At 71.7% G+C, this 17,841-nt stretch carries 23 protein-coding genes; 13 read left to right on the top strand and 10 right to left on the bottom strand.

What is annotated here, in order from left to right; all coding sequences use genetic code 11:
• Nucleotides 1-72 precede the first annotated feature (72 nt).
• The 4 genes from leuA to AMK24_RS06230 all read left to right on the top strand — a co-directional run bounded on the left by leuA (nt 73) and on the right by AMK24_RS06230 (nt 4,368).
• A complete protein-coding gene (gene leuA / locus AMK24_RS06245) occupies nt 73-1,860 on the top strand; it encodes a 2-isopropylmalate synthase (RefSeq protein ID WP_073765868.1) in 1,788 nt (595 codons plus the stop codon).
• A gap of 166 nt (nt 1,861-2,026) precedes the next feature.
• The gene (locus tag AMK24_RS06240; protein WP_073766678.1) at nt 2,027-2,731 is read left to right on the top strand and encodes a TerB family tellurite resistance protein; all 705 of its coding nucleotides are present in this window, start codon (nt 2,027-2,029) and stop codon (nt 2,729-2,731) included.
• Between the two features lie 53 nt (nt 2,732-2,784).
• Complete coding sequence (recO, locus tag AMK24_RS06235; protein WP_073765866.1) at nt 2,785-3,531, top strand: DNA repair protein RecO; 747 nt, start codon at nt 2,785-2,787, stop codon at nt 3,529-3,531.
• A 21-nt stretch (nt 3,532-3,552) separates the two neighbouring features.
• Entirely contained in the window at nt 3,553-4,368 is an 816-nt protein-coding gene (locus AMK24_RS06230) for an isoprenyl transferase (protein ID WP_073765864.1), read from the top strand.
• A 63-nt stretch (nt 4,369-4,431) separates the two neighbouring features.
• Here AMK24_RS06230 and AMK24_RS06225 read toward each other — a convergent pair whose 3' ends face one another.
• From AMK24_RS06225 to AMK24_RS06210, 4 genes are all read right to left on the bottom strand, one after another.
• Nucleotides 4,432-4,866, bottom strand: a complete 435-nt coding sequence (locus tag AMK24_RS06225) for a Fur family transcriptional regulator (RefSeq protein ID WP_073765862.1) — start codon at nt 4,864-4,866, stop codon at nt 4,432-4,434.
• A gap of 122 nt (nt 4,867-4,988) precedes the next feature.
• Nucleotides 4,989-5,888 (bottom strand): metal ABC transporter permease, encoded by a 900-nt coding sequence (locus AMK24_RS06220; RefSeq protein ID WP_073765861.1) that lies wholly within the window; start codon nt 5,886-5,888, stop codon nt 4,989-4,991.
• The gene (locus AMK24_RS06215; RefSeq protein WP_073766676.1) at nt 5,888-6,694 is read right to left on the bottom strand and encodes a metal ABC transporter ATP-binding protein; all 807 of its coding nucleotides are present in this window, start codon (nt 6,692-6,694) and stop codon (nt 5,888-5,890) included. Before AMK24_RS06215 ends, AMK24_RS06220 begins: the two co-directional genes overlap by 1 nt.
• Nucleotides 6,695-6,732: 38 nt before the next feature.
• On the bottom strand, nt 6,733-7,776 hold the full coding sequence (locus AMK24_RS06210; RefSeq protein ID WP_073765859.1) for a metal ABC transporter substrate-binding protein: 1,044 nt from the start codon (nt 7,774-7,776) through the stop codon (nt 6,733-6,735).
• A gap of 176 nt (nt 7,777-7,952) precedes the next feature.
• Here AMK24_RS06210 and AMK24_RS06205 point away from each other — a divergent pair, with 176 nt between their 5' ends.
• The 3 genes from AMK24_RS06205 (at nt 7,953) to AMK24_RS06195 (ending at nt 10,783) form a co-directional block, all read left to right on the top strand.
• Nucleotides 7,953-9,335 carry a glycine--tRNA ligase gene (locus AMK24_RS06205; protein ID WP_073765858.1) on the top strand — a complete coding sequence of 461 codons (1,383 nt, stop codon included), beginning with the start codon at nt 7,953-7,955 and terminating at the stop codon, nt 9,333-9,335.
• A 259-nt stretch (nt 9,336-9,594) separates the two neighbouring features.
• Nucleotides 9,595-9,813, top strand: a complete 219-nt coding sequence (locus AMK24_RS06200) for a DUF6243 family protein (RefSeq protein ID WP_073765857.1) — start codon at nt 9,595-9,597, stop codon at nt 9,811-9,813.
• Nucleotides 9,814-10,036: 223 nt separating this feature from the next.
• Nucleotides 10,037-10,783, top strand: a complete 747-nt coding sequence (locus AMK24_RS06195; protein WP_073765856.1) for a phosphotransferase family protein — start codon at nt 10,037-10,039, stop codon at nt 10,781-10,783.
• 28 nt (nt 10,784-10,811) lie between these two features.
• On the opposite strand, the gene AMK24_RS06190 is transcribed toward AMK24_RS06195, so the two are convergent.
• Genes AMK24_RS06190 through AMK24_RS06180 form a run of 3 tightly spaced genes read right to left on the bottom strand, consistent with a single transcriptional unit; the run spans nt 10,812 to nt 11,937 of the window.
• Entirely contained in the window at nt 10,812-11,186 is a 375-nt protein-coding gene (locus AMK24_RS06190; protein WP_073765855.1) for a hypothetical protein, read from the bottom strand.
• The gene (locus tag AMK24_RS06185) at nt 11,183-11,593 is read right to left on the bottom strand and encodes a hypothetical protein (RefSeq protein WP_073765854.1); all 411 of its coding nucleotides are present in this window, start codon (nt 11,591-11,593) and stop codon (nt 11,183-11,185) included. The genes AMK24_RS06190 and AMK24_RS06185 overlap by 4 nt, the downstream gene beginning before the upstream one ends.
• A gap of 59 nt (nt 11,594-11,652) precedes the next feature.
• Nucleotides 11,653-11,937, bottom strand: coding sequence for a hypothetical protein (locus AMK24_RS06180; protein WP_073765853.1), 285 nt, complete (start codon nt 11,935-11,937; stop codon nt 11,653-11,655).
• Nucleotides 11,938-12,030: 93 nt separating this feature from the next.
• Here AMK24_RS06180 and AMK24_RS06175 point away from each other — a divergent pair, with 93 nt between their 5' ends.
• The 4 genes from AMK24_RS06175 (at nt 12,031) to AMK24_RS06160 (ending at nt 14,208) form a co-directional block, all read left to right on the top strand.
• The gene (locus AMK24_RS06175; RefSeq protein WP_073766674.1) at nt 12,031-12,870 is read left to right on the top strand and encodes a helix-turn-helix domain-containing protein; all 840 of its coding nucleotides are present in this window, start codon (nt 12,031-12,033) and stop codon (nt 12,868-12,870) included.
• The gene (locus AMK24_RS06170) at nt 12,867-13,076 is read left to right on the top strand and encodes a DUF397 domain-containing protein (RefSeq protein ID WP_073765852.1); all 210 of its coding nucleotides are present in this window, start codon (nt 12,867-12,869) and stop codon (nt 13,074-13,076) included. Before AMK24_RS06175 ends, AMK24_RS06170 begins: the two co-directional genes overlap by 4 nt.
• 124 nt (nt 13,077-13,200) lie before the next feature.
• Nucleotides 13,201-13,410 carry a DUF397 domain-containing protein gene (locus tag AMK24_RS06165; RefSeq protein WP_073765851.1) on the top strand — a complete coding sequence of 70 codons (210 nt, stop codon included), beginning with the start codon at nt 13,201-13,203 and terminating at the stop codon, nt 13,408-13,410.
• A 141-nt stretch (nt 13,411-13,551) separates the two neighbouring features.
• A complete protein-coding gene (locus AMK24_RS06160; RefSeq protein WP_073765850.1) occupies nt 13,552-14,208 on the top strand; it encodes a class I SAM-dependent methyltransferase in 657 nt (218 codons plus the stop codon).
• Nucleotides 14,209-14,284: 76 nt separating this feature from the next.
• Here AMK24_RS06160 and AMK24_RS06155 read toward each other — a convergent pair whose 3' ends face one another.
• The gene (locus tag AMK24_RS06155; RefSeq protein WP_073766672.1) at nt 14,285-15,151 is read right to left on the bottom strand and encodes a GNAT family N-acetyltransferase; all 867 of its coding nucleotides are present in this window, start codon (nt 15,149-15,151) and stop codon (nt 14,285-14,287) included.
• Between the two features lie 193 nt (nt 15,152-15,344).
• On the opposite strand from AMK24_RS06155, the gene AMK24_RS06150 reads away from it, so the two are divergent.
• Nucleotides 15,345-16,064 carry an ATP-binding protein gene (locus AMK24_RS06150; protein ID WP_199876391.1) on the top strand — a complete coding sequence of 240 codons (720 nt, stop codon included), beginning with the start codon at nt 15,345-15,347 and terminating at the stop codon, nt 16,062-16,064.
• Nucleotides 16,065-16,166: 102 nt separating this feature from the next.
• Here AMK24_RS06150 and AMK24_RS06145 read toward each other — a convergent pair whose 3' ends face one another.
• On the bottom strand, nt 16,167-16,733 hold the full coding sequence (locus AMK24_RS06145) for a DUF5959 family protein (protein ID WP_242434987.1): 567 nt from the start codon (nt 16,731-16,733) through the stop codon (nt 16,167-16,169).
• A gap of 113 nt (nt 16,734-16,846) precedes the next feature.
• The gene (locus AMK24_RS06140; protein ID WP_073765849.1) at nt 16,847-17,443 is read right to left on the bottom strand and encodes a hypothetical protein; all 597 of its coding nucleotides are present in this window, start codon (nt 17,441-17,443) and stop codon (nt 16,847-16,849) included.
• A gap of 77 nt (nt 17,444-17,520) precedes the next feature.
• On the opposite strand from AMK24_RS06140, the gene AMK24_RS06135 reads away from it, so the two are divergent.
• Nucleotides 17,521-17,781, top strand: a complete 261-nt coding sequence (locus tag AMK24_RS06135) for a hypothetical protein (protein WP_073765848.1) — start codon at nt 17,521-17,523, stop codon at nt 17,779-17,781.
• Nucleotides 17,782-17,841: the final 60 nt, after the last annotated feature.

The raw sequence follows: 17,841 nt of genomic DNA, 5'->3' as shown, positions 1-17,841 counted from the left end.
TCCCCGCGGAGTCTGGTGCTGCAGCGACACCGTCGGCCGACCCCACGTCGGACCCCCGAGGAGCCCTACGCCATGACCATCCCCGTGAACCCCGCCGCCCACGCCGTCGGCCGTCCCACCCCGGTCACCAACGCGACGCAGCTGCAGAAGCCGTCCGGGATGCCGGTCCACAAGTACCGCGGTTACGAGGCCGTCGACATCGCCGACCGCACCTGGCCGGACAACCGGATCACCGTGGCGCCCCGTTGGCTGTCCACCGATCTGCGCGACGGCAACCAGGCGCTGATCGACCCGATGTCCCCCGCCCGCAAGCGCGAGATGTTCGACCTGCTGGTGAAGATGGGTTACAAGGAGATCGAGGTCGGCTTCCCCTCCTCCGGCGAGACCGACTTCGCGTTCGTGCGCTCCATCATCGAAGAGGGCGCGATCCCCGAGGACGTGACGATCTCCGTCCTGACGCAGGCCCGCGAGGAGCTGATCGAGCGCACCGTGGAGTCGCTGGTCGGCGCCCGCCGCGCCACCGTGCACCTGTACAACGCCACCGCCCCGACCTTCCGCCGCGTCGTCTTCCGCGGCTCGCGCGAGGAGGTCAAGCAGATCGCGGTGGACGGCACCCGGCTGGTCATGGAGTACGCCGAGAAGATCCTGGGCCCCGAGACGGTCTTCGGCTACCAGTACAGCCCGGAGATCTTCACCGACACCGAGCTGGACTTCGCCCTGGAGGTCTGCGAGGCCGTCTGCGACGTGTGGCAGCCGGAGGAGGGCCGCGAGATCATCCTCAACCTGCCCGCCACCGTGGAGCGTTCGACGCCCTCCACGCACGCGGACCGGTTCGAGTGGATGTCCCGCCACCTGACCCGCCGCGAGCACATCTGCCTGTCGGTCCACCCGCACAACGACCGGGGCACCGCCGTCGCCGCCGCCGAGCTGGCCATCATGGCCGGCGCCGACCGCATCGAGGGCTGCCTGTTCGGCCAGGGCGAGCGCACCGGCAACGTCGACCTGGTCACCCTGGGCATGAACCTGTTCTCCCAGGGCGTCGACCCGCAGATCGACTTCTCCCAAATCGACGAGATCCGCCGCACCAGCGAGTACTGCAACCAGATGGAGGTCCACCCGCGCCACCCCTACGCGGGCGACCTGGTCTACACCGCCTTCTCCGGCTCCCACCAGGACGCCATCAAGAAGGGCTTCGACGCGATGGAGAAGGACGCGGCGGCCCAGGGCAGGACCGTGGACGACATCGAGTGGGCCGTGCCGTACCTGCCGATCGACCCGAAGGACGTCGGCCGCTCCTACGAGGCCGTCATCCGGGTCAACTCGCAGTCCGGCAAGGGCGGTATCGCCTACGTCCTGAAGAACGACCACAAGCTGGACCTGCCGCGCCGGATGCAGATCGAGTTCTCCCGGATCATTCAGGCCAAGACCGACGCCGAGGGCGGCGAGGTCACGCCGACGCAGATCTGGACCGCCTTCCAGGACGAGTACCTGCCCAACCCGGATGACGCGGGGGCCCGTTGGGGCCGTATCCAGCTGCGGTCCGGCCAGACCACCTCCGACACCGACGGCACCGACACCCTGACCGTCGAGGCGGTCGTGGACGGCGTCGACACCGTTCTGACGGGTTCCGGCAACGGGCCGATCTCCGCGTTCTTCGAGGCGCTGCAGGCCATCGGCATCGACGCCCGGCTGCTGGACTACACCGAGCACACGATGAGCGAGGGCGCCAGCGCCCAGGCCGCCTCGTACATCGAGTGCGCCATCGACGGCAAGGTCCTGTGGGGCATCGGCATCGACGCCAACACCACCCGCGCCTCGCTGAAGGCGGTCGTCTCCGCCGTCAACCGCGCGGCCCGCTGACGCCGCGACGGCAGCCGCCGGACCCCGGTCGCCCGCGTCGGGCGGCCGGGGTTTCGGCCATATCCGGGGGTTGTGACGTCCGAGAGGCTGACGCCGCGTCGCGCATGTGGCTAACATCACGTCCACTACACGGCAATGTTGCCGGAGCGTTACGGAGGTGTGCGACGTGCGGTCAGCCAAGGGACAACGCGCTCTGAGGCCGGTCCTCTGCGGCGTTCGCACCGTCTGGGACGCCGTCGGCGACGGCGTCTTCTTCTGCGCCGGCTGCGGTGGGGACCGCAACTACCGCCGGCTCGCCGGCCGCCGCCGCCTCACCGTCCTCGGCGTCCCGCTGGCCCGCCGGGGCGCGGCCGAGCCCGTCGTCGAGTGCACCGCCTGCCTCGCCCGCTGCACCCCCGAGGCCCTGGACCACCCGACCACGGCCCGGTTCTCGACGATGCTGCGCGAGGCCGTCCACACCGTCACCCTGGCCGTCCTCGCCGCCGGGGGCACCACCTCCCGCACCGTCCTGGCGGCCGCCGTCGCCACGGTGCGCGACGCCGGGCTCGACGACTGCACCCAGGAGCAGCTGTACACGGTCGTGGAGGTGCTGGCCGCCGACACCGGGTACGGCTCCGGCGCCGACCCGGCCGCCGAGGCGTGCGGCCCGACCCTCGCCATCGAGCTGCACGAGGTGCTGGCCCCCCTCGCCCCGCACCTGGCCGTCCCCGGCCGCGAGTCCCTCCTCCTCCAGGGCGCCCGGATCGCGCTGGCGGACGGGCCCTACCGCGCCGCCGAGCGCCAGGTCCTCACGACGGTCGGCGCCGCCCTCCGGCTCCCCGCCGAGGACGTCGCCCGCCTGCTGGCGGCAGCCGCCCGCACGCCCTCGTAACCGCCCCCGCACCGCCCGCCCGCCACCGGCCCCCGGTGGGCGACAATGGTCGTATGAGCTTGTTCCGGGACGACGGCATCGTGCTGCGTACGCAGAAACTGGGCGAGGCCGACCGGATCATCACGATCCTGACCCGCGGCCACGGCCGGGTCCGCGCCGTCGCCCGCGGGGTGCGCCGCACCAAGTCCAAGTTCGGCGCCCGCCTGGAGCCGTTCTCCCACGTGGACGTGCAGTTCTTCGCCCGCGGCAGCGAGCTGGTGGGCCGCGGGCTGCCGCTCTGCACCCAGAGCGAGACGATCGCCCCGTACGGCGGCGGGATCGTCGCGGACTACGCCCGCTACACCGCCGGTACCGCGATGCTGGAGACCGCCGAGCGGTTCACCGACCACGAGGGCGAACCGGCCGTCCAGCAGTACCTGCTGCTCGTCGGCGGCCTGCGGACCCTCGCCCGGGGCGAGCACGCCCCCCACCTGATCCTGGACGCGTTCCTGCTGCGCTCGCTCGCGGTGAACGGGTACGCGCCCAGCTTCGAGGACTGCGCCAGATGCGGAATGCCCGGCCCGAACCGGTTCTTCTCCGTCGGGGCGGGGGGCGTCGTCTGCGGTGACTGCCGGGTTCCCGGGAGCGTCGTACCCTCGGCACAGGCCCTGGAACTGCTGAGCGCGCTGCTCAGCGGCGACTGGGCGACGGCGGACGCGTGCGAGGCGCGTCATGTCAGGGAGGGGAGCGGGCTGGTGTCCGCCTATCTGCACTGGCATCTGGAGCGCGGCCTGCGCTCGCTGCGGTACGTAGAGAAGTGACACAGGGAGACTGAGAAGCTCATGGCAGTACGCGGGATCCTCGGCGGCCGTAACCGGCGCACGTACAAGACCCCCGAGCCGCACCCCTCGGGCGCGACGCCTCCGAAGATCCCCGGAGAGCTGGTGCCCCGGCACGTCGCCGTCGTGATGGACGGCAACGGCCGCTGGGCCAAGGAGCGGGGGCTGCCCCGCACCGAGGGCCACAAGGTCGGCGAGGGCGTCGTCATGGACGTGCTCAAGGGCTGCATCGAGATGGGCGTGAAGAACCTCTCCCTGTACGCCTTCTCCACCGAGAACTGGAAGCGCTCGCCGGAGGAGGTGAAGTTCCTGATGAACTTCAACCGCGACGTGATCCGCCGCCGCCGCGACGAGATGGACGAACTGGGCATCCGCATCCGCTGGGTGGGCCGCATGCCCAAGCTGTGGAAGTCCGTCGTCCAGGAGCTCCAGGTCGCCCAGGAGCAGACCGAGGACAACGACGCGATGACGCTGTACTTCTGCGTCAACTACGGCGGCCGTGCCGAGATCGCGGACGCCGCGCAGCGCATCGCGCAGGATGTGGCGGCGGGGAGGCTGGACCCGTCGAAGGTCAACGAGAAGACCTTCCAGAAGTACATCTACTACCCGGACATGCCGGACGTGGACCTCTTCGTGCGTCCCAGCGGGGAGCAGCGCACCTCGAACTACCTGATCTGGCAGAGCGCGTACGCGGAGATGGTCTTCCAGGACGTCCTGTGGCCGGATTTCGACCGTCGCGACCTGTGGCGGGCCTGCCTGGAGTACGCCCAGCGCGACCGCCGCTTCGGCGGGGCGGAGGCGGCGGAAGCCGCCCGGTGAGCACGGGGAAGGGGCGGGCCCGGAACGCGACCGCGTTCCGGGCCCGCCCCTTCCCCGTGCCGGTTACGCCTTGCCGGCGGCGCACTCCGCGCAGGTGCCGAAGATCTCGACGGTGTGCGCGACGTTCACATAGCCGTGCTGGGCGGCGATCGCCTCGGCCCACTGCTCGACGGCCGGGCCCTCGACCTCCACCGCCTTGCCGCAGAGGCGGCAGACCAGGTGGTGGTGGTGGTCGCCGGTCGAGCACCGCCGGTAGACGGCCTCGCCCTCGGTGGTGCGCAGGACGTCGACCTCGCCCGCGTCGGCGAGGGACTGCAGGGTCCGGTAGACCGTGGTCAGGCCCACGGAGTCACCGCGGTGCTTGAGGACGTCGTGCAGCTCCTGGGCGCTGCGGAATTCGTCGACCTCGTCGAGCGCCGCCGCCACCGCCGCCCGCTGCCGGGTGGACCGGCCGCGTACCGGCGCTGCGTTCGTGCCACTGATCGGCGCCGTGGCCACAGGTGCCTCCTCGTGTCGCCCGTACATGTGTCGGGCCATTGTGCCAGCCCGGCCGCCCGCCCCCGGCGAACGCGTACGGTGCGACGCCGTCACGGGCGCGCCTCCCGGGCCCCTCACCGGCGTCACACCCGCACGTCGTCCCGGTCCCGGCGGGCCGGCGGCACCTCCAGGGTGCACTCGGCGCCCTTGGCCTCGCTCGCCCGCGCCCCGCGCCGCGCGAGCGGGGCGGCGAGCGCGGTCAGCGCGACGAACACCGCGATGGCCAGCAGCACGATCGTCGCGCCCGGCGGAACGTCCTGGTAGTACGAGGTGACGGTGCCGGTAAGGGTGACGGCGGTGCCGATCACCACGGACAGCACGAAGGTGACCTTGAAGGACCGGGTGATCTGCTGGGCGGCCGCCACCGGTACCACCATCAGCGCGCTGACCAGCAGCAGGCCGACGACCCGCATCGCGACGGTCACGGTCACGGCGGCGGTGACGGCGATCAGCAGGTTCAGCACCCGCACCGGCAGCCCGGAGACCCGGGCGAACTCCTCGTCCTGGCTGACCGCGAACAACTGCCGCCGCAGCCCCACGGTGACCAGCACCACGAAGGCCGCCAGGACGCAGATCGCGACGACGTCCGACTCGGAGACGGTGGCGAGCGACCCGAAGAGGTACGAGGTCAGATTGGCGTTGGAGCCCGAGTCGGAGAGGTTGATCAGCATGACGCCGCCCGCCATGCCGCCGTAGAACAGCATCGCCAGGGCGAGGTCGCCGCGCGTGTGCCCGTACCAGCGGATCAGCTCCATCACGACGGCGCCGGCCACCGCGACGGCGGTCGCCATCCAGACGGGGCTGGTGGAGAGCAGGAAGCCGAGGCCGACGCCGGTCATCGCGATGTGCCCGATGCCGTCGCCCATCAGGGCCTGCCGCCGCTGCACCAGGAAGATGCCGATGGCGGGCGCGGTGACGCCGACCAGCACGGCCGCGATGAGCGCCCGCTGCATGAAGGGGGGGTTGAGGAATTCGAGGAGCATCAGGTCAGCAGTCCCGTCCGTACGGGCTCGGCGGCCGCGTGGGGGTGTACGTGGTCGTGGCCGGGCAGGGCGTGCTGGCCGACCGCCTCGGGCGGCGGCCCGTCGTGCGTCACACAGCCGTCGCGCAGGACGACCGCCCGGTCGATCAGGGGCTCCAGCGGGCCCAGCTCGTGCAGCACCAGCAGCACGGACGCGCCCTCGGCCACCTGCTGCCGCAGGGTCGAGGCGAGGATCTCCTGGCTGGCCAGGTCCACCCCCGCCATCGGCTCGTCCATGATCAGCACCTCCGGCTCGGAGGCCAGGGCGCGGGCGATCAGGACCCGCTGGTGCTGGCCGCCCGACAGGGCGTTCACGGAGTCCCTGGCGCGGTCGGCCAGCCCCACCAGCCCGATGGCGCGGTCCACGGCCGCCCGGTCCGCCTTCCCCGGCCAGCGCAGCCCCGTGCGGGACAGCCGGCCGGAGGCGACGACCTCGCGGACCGTGGCGGGCACGCCGCCCGCCGCGGTGGTGCGCTGCGGGACGTAGCCGATCCGGTCCCACCGGCGGAAGCGGCGCAGCTCGGTGCCGAACAGCTCCACGCCGCCGCCGGTCAGCGGGACCTGCCCGATGACCGACCGTACGGCGGTGGACTTGCCGGAACCGTTGGCGCCCAGCAGGGCGACGACCTCGCCGCGGTGCACGGCCAGGTCCACGCCGCGCAGCACGGGGCGCGCGCCGAGGGTGGCCGTGGCGCCGTGCAGGGCTATGACGGGCTCCTGGAGGGCCTCGTGGGCCGTCTCGCGGGGGGTGCTCTCACGCTCCGGCACGAGCGCCTCCGATCCGGTGGTGGTGCGGGTGGTACGGGTCACTTCGCGCCTAGGGCCTTCTTCAGCGCGGCGAGGTTGGACTCCATGACCTCGATGTAGTCAGCGCCCCGGGACCGGTCCGTGATTCCCTCCAGCGGGTCCAGGACGCCGGTCTTCAGGCCGGTGTCCTTCGCGAGGGTCTTGGCGGTCCGGTCGCTGGCGAGCGTCTCGAAGAAGACCGTGGTGGCCTTCTCCTTCTCCGCGATGGTGTGGATCTCCTGGATGCGCGCCGGGCTCGGCTCGGCCTCGGGGTCGATGCCCGCGATGCCCTGCTGGGTGAGCCCGTAGCGCTCGGCGAGGTAGCCGAAGGCGGAGTGGGTGGTGATGAAGGTCCGGGTGGCGGGGTCCTTCAGCCCGGTCTCGTACGCCGTGTCCAGCTCGCCCAGGTCAGCGACCAGGGCGTCGGTGTTCTTCCGGTAGGCGGCTGCGTGGTCGGGGTCGGCCTTCTCCAGGGACTTCCCGACCCCCTTGGCGACCTCGGCGTACTTCACCGGGTCGAGCCAGATGTGCGGGTCGGCGCCGCCCTCCTCGCCGTGGTTGTGGCCGTCGCCCTCGGAGTGCTCCCCGTGGGCTTCCTCGCCCTCGTGGCCGTGCTCGTCGGCGTGCGCCTCCTCGCCCTCGCCCTCACCCTCGTGGGAGTGGTCGTGGCCGCTGACCTCGGAGCCGTGGTTCTCCAGCGTGGTGAGGGTCGCGGCGTCGACGGTGTTCTTCACACCGGACTGCTTGATCGCCTCGTCCACGACAGGCTGGACGCCCTTGAGGTACAGGACGTAGTCGGACTCGCTGATGGAGCCGATCTGGCGCGGGGTGAGCTCCAGGTCGTGCGGCTCGACGCCCGGCTTGGTGAGGCTGGTGACCGCGACGTGCTCGCCGCCGATCCGCTCGGCCAGGAACTGCATCGGGTAGAACGACGCGGTGACCTTGAGCTTGCCGCCGTCGCCCCCGTCCGCCGCGTCGGAGGTGGAGCAGGCGGAGAGAGCGGTCAGACCGAGGACGACTGCTCCGGCGACGGCGGTGGTGGGTATGAGGCGGCGTACGTTCATGACAGTCATTTTCAACAAAAGTGGAAACGATTGTCAACAAGGCTGATGAGATGCCCGGAAGATCACGAGGTGGTGGCCGGGAGGCTCCGTATGCCCCCACCGATTTGATCCGGGGGGTGAGGCCGCCGGTAACCTGAGTCATTCGCCGTTCGTCATCGTCGTATGAAGAGAGCACCGTGGCCGCCGACAAGATCGACACCATCGTCAGCCTGAGCAAGCGCCGTGGCTTCGTCTACCCCTGCAGCGAGATCTACGGCGGCCAGAAGGCCGCCTGGGACTACGGGCCGCTGGGCGTCGAGATGAAGGAGAACCTGAAGCGCCAGTGGTGGCGCTACATGGTCACCGCGCGCGAGGACGTGGTCGGCATCGACTCGTCGGTCATCCTCGCCCCCGAGGTCTGGGTCGCCTCCGGCCACGTCGCCACCTTCTCGGACCCGCTGACCGAGTGCACCTCCTGCCACAAGCGCTACCGCGCCGACCACCTGGAGGAGGCGTACGAGGAGAAGCACGGCAAGCCGCCGGTCAACGGCCTCGCCGACCTCAACTGCCCCAACTGCGGCAACAAGGGCACCTTCACCGAGCCCAAGCAGTTCTCGGGTCTGCTCTCCACCCACCTCGGCCCGACCCAGGACTCCGGCTCCGTCGCCTACCTGCGTCCCGAGACCGCCCAGGGCATCTTCACCAACTTCGGCCAGGTGCAGCAGACCTCGCGCAAGAAGCCGCCGTTCGGCATCGCGCAGATGGGCAAGTCCTTCCGGAACGAGATCACTCCGGGCAACTTCATCTTCCGGACCCGCGAGTTCGAGCAGATGGAGATGGAGTTCTTCGTCAAGCCGGGCGAGGACGAGGAGTGGCAGCAGTACTGGATGGACCAGCGCTGGAACTGGTACACGGACCTGGGCATGCGCGAGGAGAACATGCGCTGGTTCGAGCACCCGAAGGAGAAGCTCTCCCACTACTCCAAGCGCACCGCCGACATCGAGTACCGCTTCCGCTTCGGCGGCAGCGAGTGGGGCGAGCTGGAGGGCGTGGCCAACCGCACCGACTACGACCTCAAGGCGCACTCCGAGGCGTCGGGCACCGACCTCGTCTACTACGACCAGGAGGCCAACGAGCGCTGGACGCCGTACGTCATCGAGCCCGCGGCCGGTGTCGGCCGCGCGATGCTGGCGTTCCTGCTCGACGCCTACGTCGAGGACGAGGCCCCCAACGCCAAGGGCGTCATGGAGAAGCGCACCGTGATGCGCCTGGACCACCGCCTGGCCCCGGTCAAGGTCGCGGTCCTGCCGCTCTCGCGCAACCAGCAGCTCTCGCCGAAGGCCAAGGGCCTCGCCGCCGACCTGCGCAAGAACTGGAACATCGAGTTCGACGACGCCGGCGCCATCGGCCGCCGCTACCGCCGCCAGGACGAGATCGGCACCCCGTTCTGCGTCACCGTCGACTTCGACACCCTCGACGACAACGCGGTGACCGTGCGCGAGCGCGACACCATGAAGCAGGAGCGCGTCTCGCTGGACCAGATCCAGGCGTACCTGGGTGCGCGTCTGCTCGGCTGCTGACACCCGTACGACAGGTGAGGCCCCCGGCTCTCCGGAGCCGGGGGCCTCGTCGTGCGGCGCGGCCGTACGCCGGGCCCGCGGCCGGAAAAACCGGTGCGGCGCGCTCGGGGCGCGGGGTACGGTTTCCGCATGTCTTCGTTCTTCCAGATCTACGAGTGAGAGCGCGGCGGGTGCCGACACCCCGCTGCGGCCGGGGACCGGTGTGACCGGACCCGATCACCTGTCCTGACTCACTTCACCTTCCCCACGGGAGAACACCATGGCCAAGAGCCGCAACAACCTCCTCGGCGTCGGCGGGCAGCGCAAGAAGCTGTCCCGCGCCGACCAGCAGGGCGCGGGCTCCGCGCGCGAGGCCGACCGCAAGGTCGCCGAGGACAAGAAGCAGGAGCTGGTCCGCAAGATGCGCGAGCGCGCCGAGGCCCAGACGGCCCCGGCCGCCGGGCCGGCCGACCAGGACGCGTCCCCCGCGCAGAGCTGACGTCCCAGCGGTAGGACCCCGTACGTCCCGTACGGCCGTGGGCCCGGATCATCCGTGATCCGGGCCCACAGCCGTGCGACGGCCCCGGCCGCCGGGCCGGCCGACCCGAACGTGTCCGCCGCGCGGAGTGGACGCCGGGGCGGCAGGACCTCGCACGTTCCGTACGCCTGCGGGGGCGAAACGCGATGGCCTCTCGTCCTCACCTTCCGGGAAACTGGCCGGCATGGATGAGGTCGAGGTCGTCGTCGCCCACGCCGAGCGGGCGACTCTCCGCGTCGGTGACGTGTTCCTGAAGGTGGACGCCGACCGGGCGCGGACCGATGCCGAGGTCGAGGCGATGTCCCTGGCCCCGGTCCCGACCCCGGCGATCCTGTGGCGCAAGCCGCCCGTGCTGGCGCTCGCCGCGGTTCCGGGGGCGACGCTCGGACGGCTCGGCGGTCGGGCGACCGGGTCGGCGGCCGGATGGGCGGCGGCGGGGGCCGCCATCCGGACGCTGCACGACGCACCGCCGCCGCCCCGGACCGGCCGGGCCGGCCGGAGCGCCGCCGCGCTGGGGGCGGAACTCGACGCCGAGTGCGCCCTCCTCGTGGCGAACGGCGTCCTGCCCGCCGACCTGGTCGCCCGCAACCGCCGCGTCGCCGAGGCCGCGCTGCGGCCCTGGACCCCGGCGTTCACGCACGGCGACCTCCAGATCGCCCACGTCTTCCTCGACGGCGACGAGGTCACGGGCATCATCGACTGGTCCGAGGCGGGCCGGGGGGACGCCCTGTACGACCTCGCCACCTTCACCCTCGGCCACGAGGACCATCTCGACGACGTCCTCGCGGGCTACGGCGACGACGTCGACCTCGACGTGATCCACGCCTGGTGGTCGGCGCGCAGCCTGCTGGCGGTGCGCTGGCTGGTCGAGCACGGCTTCGACCCGTTCGCGCCGGGTTGCGAGGTGGACGTGCTGAGATCCCGCATGTGAGTTCGCACGTGCCCTTGATGAGGGGGAGTCAGCGAAACAGGTGCGGGTGGTGTCGTGCCAACTCCCGGGTGATCGCCTCGTAGGTGGGGTCTGTGATCTCCCAGTCGTGCGCGGCCGGATGCCCGGCGAACAGGCCGCAGGCGGTGTCCGCGTCCCGGGGGTCGAGCACGCCGCACCAGGAGAGCGGCGCGAGCCGGGCGGCCCCCGCGCCCCACCGGGCCCAGACGGCGATTCCGGGCCGCCCGTTCTGGTGGTGCTCCCACAGCATCGCGGCGTGGGCCTCCTCGTGGTCCTCCCCGAGTTCGCAGAGGACGTGTCCGGGCTCGGGGCTCTGCCCGGGGGCCGCGAGGGCGACCGCGTACGTCGGGGGCGGCAGCAGGGCGACGGCGGTGCACTGGTTCACGGGTACGGGTCGCCCTTCGGGGAGTCGCCGAGGACGAGCCGTTCCGCGACCAGGTCGCCGAGCGGGTCGGCCACATCCCAGGAGTGGGCCGCGCTGTGCCCCTCGTGCAGCGTGCACCGCCGTACGATCCCCGTCGCGACCTGGCGGAGGATGACGGGGCACCAGGGGACGTACGCGGTCCGATGGGCGCGCTCCGGCTCGCTGCCGATCCAGAAGAACCACAGGGCGGGCGAGTCGGGCGTACGCCCCGGTACGAGGTAGGCGGCGTGTTCGGTGCCCTGGTCGTCGTGCGCACCGAGTTCGCACAGGACGTACGGCTCGGGGTCCACGGGGCCGTCCTCGTCGGCGGCGAGGAGGCGCAGCAGGTCCTCGGGTGGGAGGGCGGTCACGGCGGTGCACTGGAGCACGGCGTTCAACTCCTGGTCGAGTGGCGGGATGCCCGGCCCCGCAACCGGGTGGCGGGGCCTCACAGGACCTCGCCCCGGCTACGGGCGTTGAGCCGTGCGGTACGGGCGCGGAGCTGCTCTATCAGGACGGCGGGTCGCACATGGCGGGGCTCGACCTCCCACTCGACACCGCCGCCGACCGGCCGCAACGACCAGTAGGGGCCGGCCACGCCACGGAACTCGCCCACGCGGTCGGCGCGGCTGGTGTCGACCAGGAGGGTTCCGGGGGCGGGGGCCGGGGCGGGGGCCGGGGCGGGGGTGTCGGAGGGCGTGGGGGTAATCGGGCGTACGTTCTCGCCGTCCATCGATCGCTCCTCTCCGTAGCCGTTTGGCTACCGGGGCGATTCAGGGTGACCTAGGGTCGGAACGTCTTCAACGTGGGGATCTGGGAGGGCACGTTGGCAAACATCAAGCAGTTGAACCCCGAGGCGAGCCCGCAGGCGGCCTTCGGTGCGCGTTTGCGCAGGATGCGCGAGGAGCGAGGTTGGATCCAGGATCAGCTGGCCGACATGCTCGGCTGCTCGGGTCGGCACATCTCGGCGATCGAAACTGGCCGCAAACCGGCGACTCTGCCTTTCGCGAGGAAAGCGGACCGGTTATTCGATCTCATCGGGTCGGACCAGTCGTTCGAGCGCCAATGGCAGGAGATGAAGCACGGGAACCTGCTGGAAGGCTTCCCGGAGTACGTGGGGTACGAGGGCCGGGCGGTCGAGATCAGACTGTTCCAAGTTGGACTTATCCCTGGGTTGTTGCAGACGCCGGAGTATGCGCGGGCGGTGGCATTCGGAGACGTGGAGCGCGGCTCTATCACCGTGGAACAGGCCAATGAGCGCGTCGCGTTCCTGGCAGAGCGGCAGGCTGCACTCGTGCGGCCACGGCCACCCATGGTGTTCGCCGTCATGGATGAGAGCTGTCTGCATCAGGTGGTCGGCGGACTGGACGTCATGGACGCGCAGCTCCAACGGCTGATCGAGATGTCCACACGGCCCAACTGGATCATCCAGGTAGCGCCGTTCAGTCTGGGGGCGCGCAGGGCGTTTAACCTGCCGGTCAATCTGCTGACGATGGCGGACCGGTCCATCGTCGCGTACGCCGAATCGCAGACGCAGGGGAGCGTTGAGCGCGAAACCTCGTTCGTGGTGCCCATGCTCACGGCCTACCATCAGTTCCAGAGCGAGGCGCTGTCGAAGGCGGCGTCTGTGGCCAAGATCAGCGAGTTGCGAAAGGGCGCCCCGTGACGACCGAATCTCCCAAGTGGTTCAAGTCCTCGTACAGCTCGAACGGCGGCGACTGCGTCGAGGTGGCGGCCAACTTCGCCGCCGCTCGCGGCATCGTTCCGGTCCGTGACTCCAAGGTGGCGGACGGGCCCGTGGTCGCCGTTCCCGTTACCGCGTTCGCGGCGTTCGTCGCGGGTGTGCAGGGCGGCACGTTCGACACCGTCTGAGGAACCGAGCAGCGTGATCGCCCCACCGTGCCGCGCAGGGTGGGGCGTTCGCCTGCCGGGGCCCTCTGGCGCCCCTCCGGCCGCAGCCTGCATGGTGGGGGCACCTGCGGCGAAAGGGCGCCCCGTGACGACCGACTCCCCCCATTGGTTCAAGTCCTCGTACAGTGACAACGGCGGCAACTGCATTGAGGTCGCCGCCAACTTCGCCGCCGCTCGCGGCATCGTTCCGGTCCGTGACTCCAAGGTGGCGGACGGGCCCGTGGTCGCCGTTCCCGTCACCGCGTTCGCGGCGTTCGTCGCGGGGGTGCAAGGTGGGGCGTTCGGCACGGTCTGACGTGGCGAGCAGGCCGGACAGCGGCTCGGCCAGATACCTGGCCGAGCCGTCGTGTCGGTCGTTCCAGCCGGGCGCCCCGGGCCGCTCGCATCAGTCCCGGCCGTGGTTTCGCAGGCGGCCGAAGGCTGATGGACTGACGTCATGGCGACCTTGCTGACCCGTCTCCTGCACGCACTTGAGCGGTTCCATGCCACCCACCCCTGGGATCACAACGCCCACTACCACCGGTGGATTCTGCGTCGGCTCCCCAGCCGGTTCAGCAGGGCTCTGGACGTCGGATCGGGCAGCGGCGACCTCGCCCGACTCCTGGCCTCACGGGCCGGAGCAGTGCGCGGCATCGACATCGACCCCACGATCGTCGACCGTGCGCGGGAGCTCACGGACGCCGCCGCCCCGGTGACCTTCACTGTCGGGGACGTACTGAAGGAAGTGCCGCCCGGCCCCTACGACGTCATCACCTGCGTCGCCGCCGTCCACCACATGCCGCTCCGCGACGCCCTCACCCGCTTCCGTCGGCACTTGTCACCCGGCGGGACCCTCGTCATCGTCGGCGTCTACCGCCCCCAGTCCCCGAGCGACCACCTGCTCGACGCCGTGGCCGTTCCGGCGAACATCGTCATGGCCTGGATCAAGAACAGGGGAAGCAAGGGGGCGCGACCCGCTTCGATGACCGCTCCCACCCGAGCGGCGACCATGTCCTTCGCAGACATCGTTCTCGACGCCCACCGGGCGCTACCCGGCGCACGATTGCGCCGCCGCCTGTTCTGGCGCTACACGCTGGTCTGGCACCGGCGGTAGCGAGGCCGGCCTCGCGGATTCCGTGGGACCGCCGTAGCCCGGCACGGCCGGTCGGATACTGCCGCCCGATCCTTGTTCAGGCGGCTCGGCCGACGTCCAGCCGTTCGGGTGACGGAACGTATCCGGCCGCCCTGTAGGCGGCGACGGCGGCGGTGTTCGAGCTCGGGGTGCTGACGAGGGCGCTCGACGCTCCCAGTTCCCGCAGTGCCGCAGCGGCGGCGACGCTGATCGCCGTCCCATAGCCGTGACCGCGATGGTCGGCGTGCACGCCCATCGGTTCCAGCAGGCCGGGCTTGCCGGGGCCCGCCGACCAGACCGTCGCCGCGGCCACCGCGTTGTCCCGGTCGTCGTAGCCGATCAGGCAGCGGGCGTCGGCGTAGACCGGCCCGGCCGCGAGGACGTGCCAGACCTCCTCGGTGAACTTCGGACCGCCGAACGCCGAGCGGTGCACCGCCGTCCGTACCCCCGCCGTCTCCGGACCGGCCACCTCGATCCGCAGGCCGCAGTCCCGCACCGGCTCCGTGAGGTCGCGGCGCAGGGGCGTCCACGGTTCATCCGGATGCCAGCCCTTCTCCAGGAGGACCTCGCGGAGCAGCGCGCCGTGGGGAATCTCGACGCCGACCTTCCCGGGCGGCAGGACCCCGCGCTCCGGATCGTCGAGGTCCGCCCGCAGTCGGCGTGCCAGGTCACCGTCCTGTCGCAGGTCCGGTGCGGTCGTCAGGCGCAGCACATCGGGTCCGTCCAGGTAGCCGACGGCGACGATCCGTCCGCCCGTGCTCCAGGTGCGGACGGCCGCGGCCAGTCTCTCCGCGCCCAGCGCCCAGGCCCAGCCGAGGTCCCCCGGATGGAGTTGCAGCGGTGTGCGGTCGTCCTGCCAGGCGCGGAGGGCGTTCACGGCCCCGATCAGCTCGTCGACGCCGGGCCTGCTCAGAACGATCGTCATGCCCCGCATCCGACACCAACACGGCGTCCGGCCGCACCCGGTTTTATCCCGCGGGTCAGACCGCCCGGTCACGCCCTGGGCGTGTGTGTGGGGGGGCGTGCTTTCGGCGGCCGACGTGTCTTCGGCGACCTCGACCGCGAGCAGCGGTCCGTAGCAGGGGCCGTCGTGGACCCGGCACCATGGGTCCGTGCCGATGGACTCCCCGGGTTGCCGACCGCCCCACGACGACGGAGACGGTGTGCCGCTCGGCGGGCCGTCGAACGGATCTCCGCCGGCCCTCGTCGGCCGCCCGGGCGGCTGCCCGCCCCCCGGTGGCCCGACGCCGCTGATCCGGATTCCGGCCGGGCTCGTCGTCCTCGTGGGTCCGCCCGCCTCGGGCAAGACGAGTTTCGTCCGGGCACTGGTGGAGCGGGGACGGATCGAGGCGGCGGCCGTGGTGTCCAGCGACGGGATCCGCGCGGAGCTGTTCGACGCCTCGTCCGAGCCGGGGGAGTCCGACGCGGTGGACGCGCGGATCTTCGAGGAACGCGACCGCAGGATCACCGCGCGGCTCGCGACCGGGCACACCGTGATCGCCGAATCGACGAACGTCACGCCCGGGGCGCGCACACGGCTCATCGCCATCGCCCGCCGCTTCGACGCCCCCGTGACCGTGCTGCGTTTCGCCCCGGACGTCACCGACCTCCTCCAGCAGTACACCGAGCGGGGACGCGCGGACCTCACAGCGGCCGAAGTCCGCGCCTACGCGGCCGTGATGAGCCGGGAAGCGGATGCCGACCGCATCCGTTCCGAGGGGGCGACGGCCGTCCACGACGTGCCGGGACGCCGCCAGGGGACCTCGCCCGCAGCCGCCGCCGCACGTTTCTCCTTCGCGGACGGCTTCGTGCGGTCCTCGCGCCAGAGGCCCCCGTAAGCCGGTCGACGGACGGCGCGCCCGGCGCGGAGAGCAGACGGCGACAGCGTCGTGCTCGCGATCCGGGGCCCGCGCGTGCCGGTCCGAGGAGGCGCGGACGCCCTACTCGCCCAGCGCGGCGCGTACGGCGGCCAGGCGGCGTCGGGCGTCGGCTCTCCACCCGTAGTCCATGTCGAGCGGGACGGAGACGACGATCCCCGTGCCGGACTCGTCGCGCACCTCCACCACGTACGGGTGCCCGGCGTACGGGCGGCGGGCGAAGAAGCGGAGGTGGGCCGAGCCGCCCGAGAGGGGCCAGTCGGCCGTGAAGGGCTCGTCCGGGTCGGCGGCGGGGTCGTCCACGGCCTCGTCCATCGCGTCCAGCAACCGCCCCCAGTCCGCGAGTTCATCGGAGGTGAACCCGAGATGGGTGGACCCGCTCAGGAAGCCGCTCGTGACGGTGGCGACGGCGTAGTAGTACTTCAGCCCCCGAGGGTTCACCACGGCCGGTGCGGTCGAGGTCAGCCGGACGCTGACGCTCTGAACGACGTCGGCCAGGTGGATCAGCTCCAACGCGTCGGGCGGTGGCGTCCTGCCCGAGGTCCCCGTCTCCGGGTTCGTCGTGTCCGGGGCCTCCGTGTCCGGGTTCGCCGGGTCCGGCGGCGTCGTGTCCGGCGTCTCCGCGTCCATGGCGGGAACCTACGGCAGGCGTGCGGTCCCCGTCCCGCCGGGGGAGCGGGCGTCGGAGGAGGGACCGGTCTTCCGGGCCCCGCCGCGTGGCGCGCCCCTGCCGGAAGGGCCGGTCACCCCACGAGATCACGCCAGAACGGAACCGTCGCCCGCGGTGGGGGAGTGCCGTCCCCGCGCGGGACGCCGTTGAACTCGTGGTCGATGTAGTCGGCCAGGTCGGCTCCGTAGAAGACGACGTCCGTCTGGTGCATCGACAGCACGGGGTGCCCGTGGGCGCCGCGTCCGGCCGGGAGGTAGCGGTGCGAGTAGACCGGGACCATCTGCGGGACGCCGGCCAGCTTCGCGCGGGCCGCCTCCAGGGCTTCGGTGGGGGCGTCCGGCCTGGCGCCCCACTCGGGGGACCAGAAGGCGTTGTGCTCCACGTCGAACAGCACGCCCTCCACCGGGCCCGCCAGGCGTGCGCGCAGGTCGTCGCGGCTCCCGGTCCGCCAGTTCGGCCACGGCTGCCCCCGCCGCGCCGGGGAAGGGCCGCCGACGGGCAGCCCCACCGCCAGGAACGCCCGGTGGTCGTCGCCGAACGCGAACCCGAACTCCTCCTCGACCCGCGCGAACTCGGCGTCCGTGAGGCCGGGGCGGATGTCGACGCGCCCCTGCCGGGCCAGCCTGCGCGCGGCCTCCTCGCCCAGCCGGGCCCCTTCGTCCGTGGTCACCCCGCCATGGTAGGCGCGCCCTCCGCGCCCGGCGGGCCGCACGGTTTCGAACGCCTTCCCCGGGGCAACCGGCCGCCATGGACACCCACCCCAGCACCGAAGAAGCGGCTCCCACCCAGGGCGACGAGCACCACCTCCTCCTCAGCGCCGACACCAACGGTGACGGCAAGCCGGATGTGTGGATGACGGACACGACCGGCGACGGCAGAGCGGACCTCTACCAGTTCGACACCACCGGCGACGGCACGGTCGACGTGACGGTGGTCGAAGGAGCGGAGGAGCCCGGCGCCGACCGCCTCGTCGTCGAGGGCGACGGCGGCCACCCCCCGCAGCTCTGAGGTCCTGAGGGGGCGTTTTGGCCGCTCCCGGCGGGCGGGTCAGACTTGAGGACGCCTCCC

The sequence above is a fragment of the Streptomyces sp. CB02366 genome (assembly GCF_001905905.1).
Classification (GTDB): Bacteria; Actinomycetota; Actinomycetes; order Streptomycetales; family Streptomycetaceae; genus Streptomyces.
The sequence above is the reverse complement of the archived record's forward strand: the minus strand, read 5'-3'. Positions and strand labels throughout refer to the sequence as shown.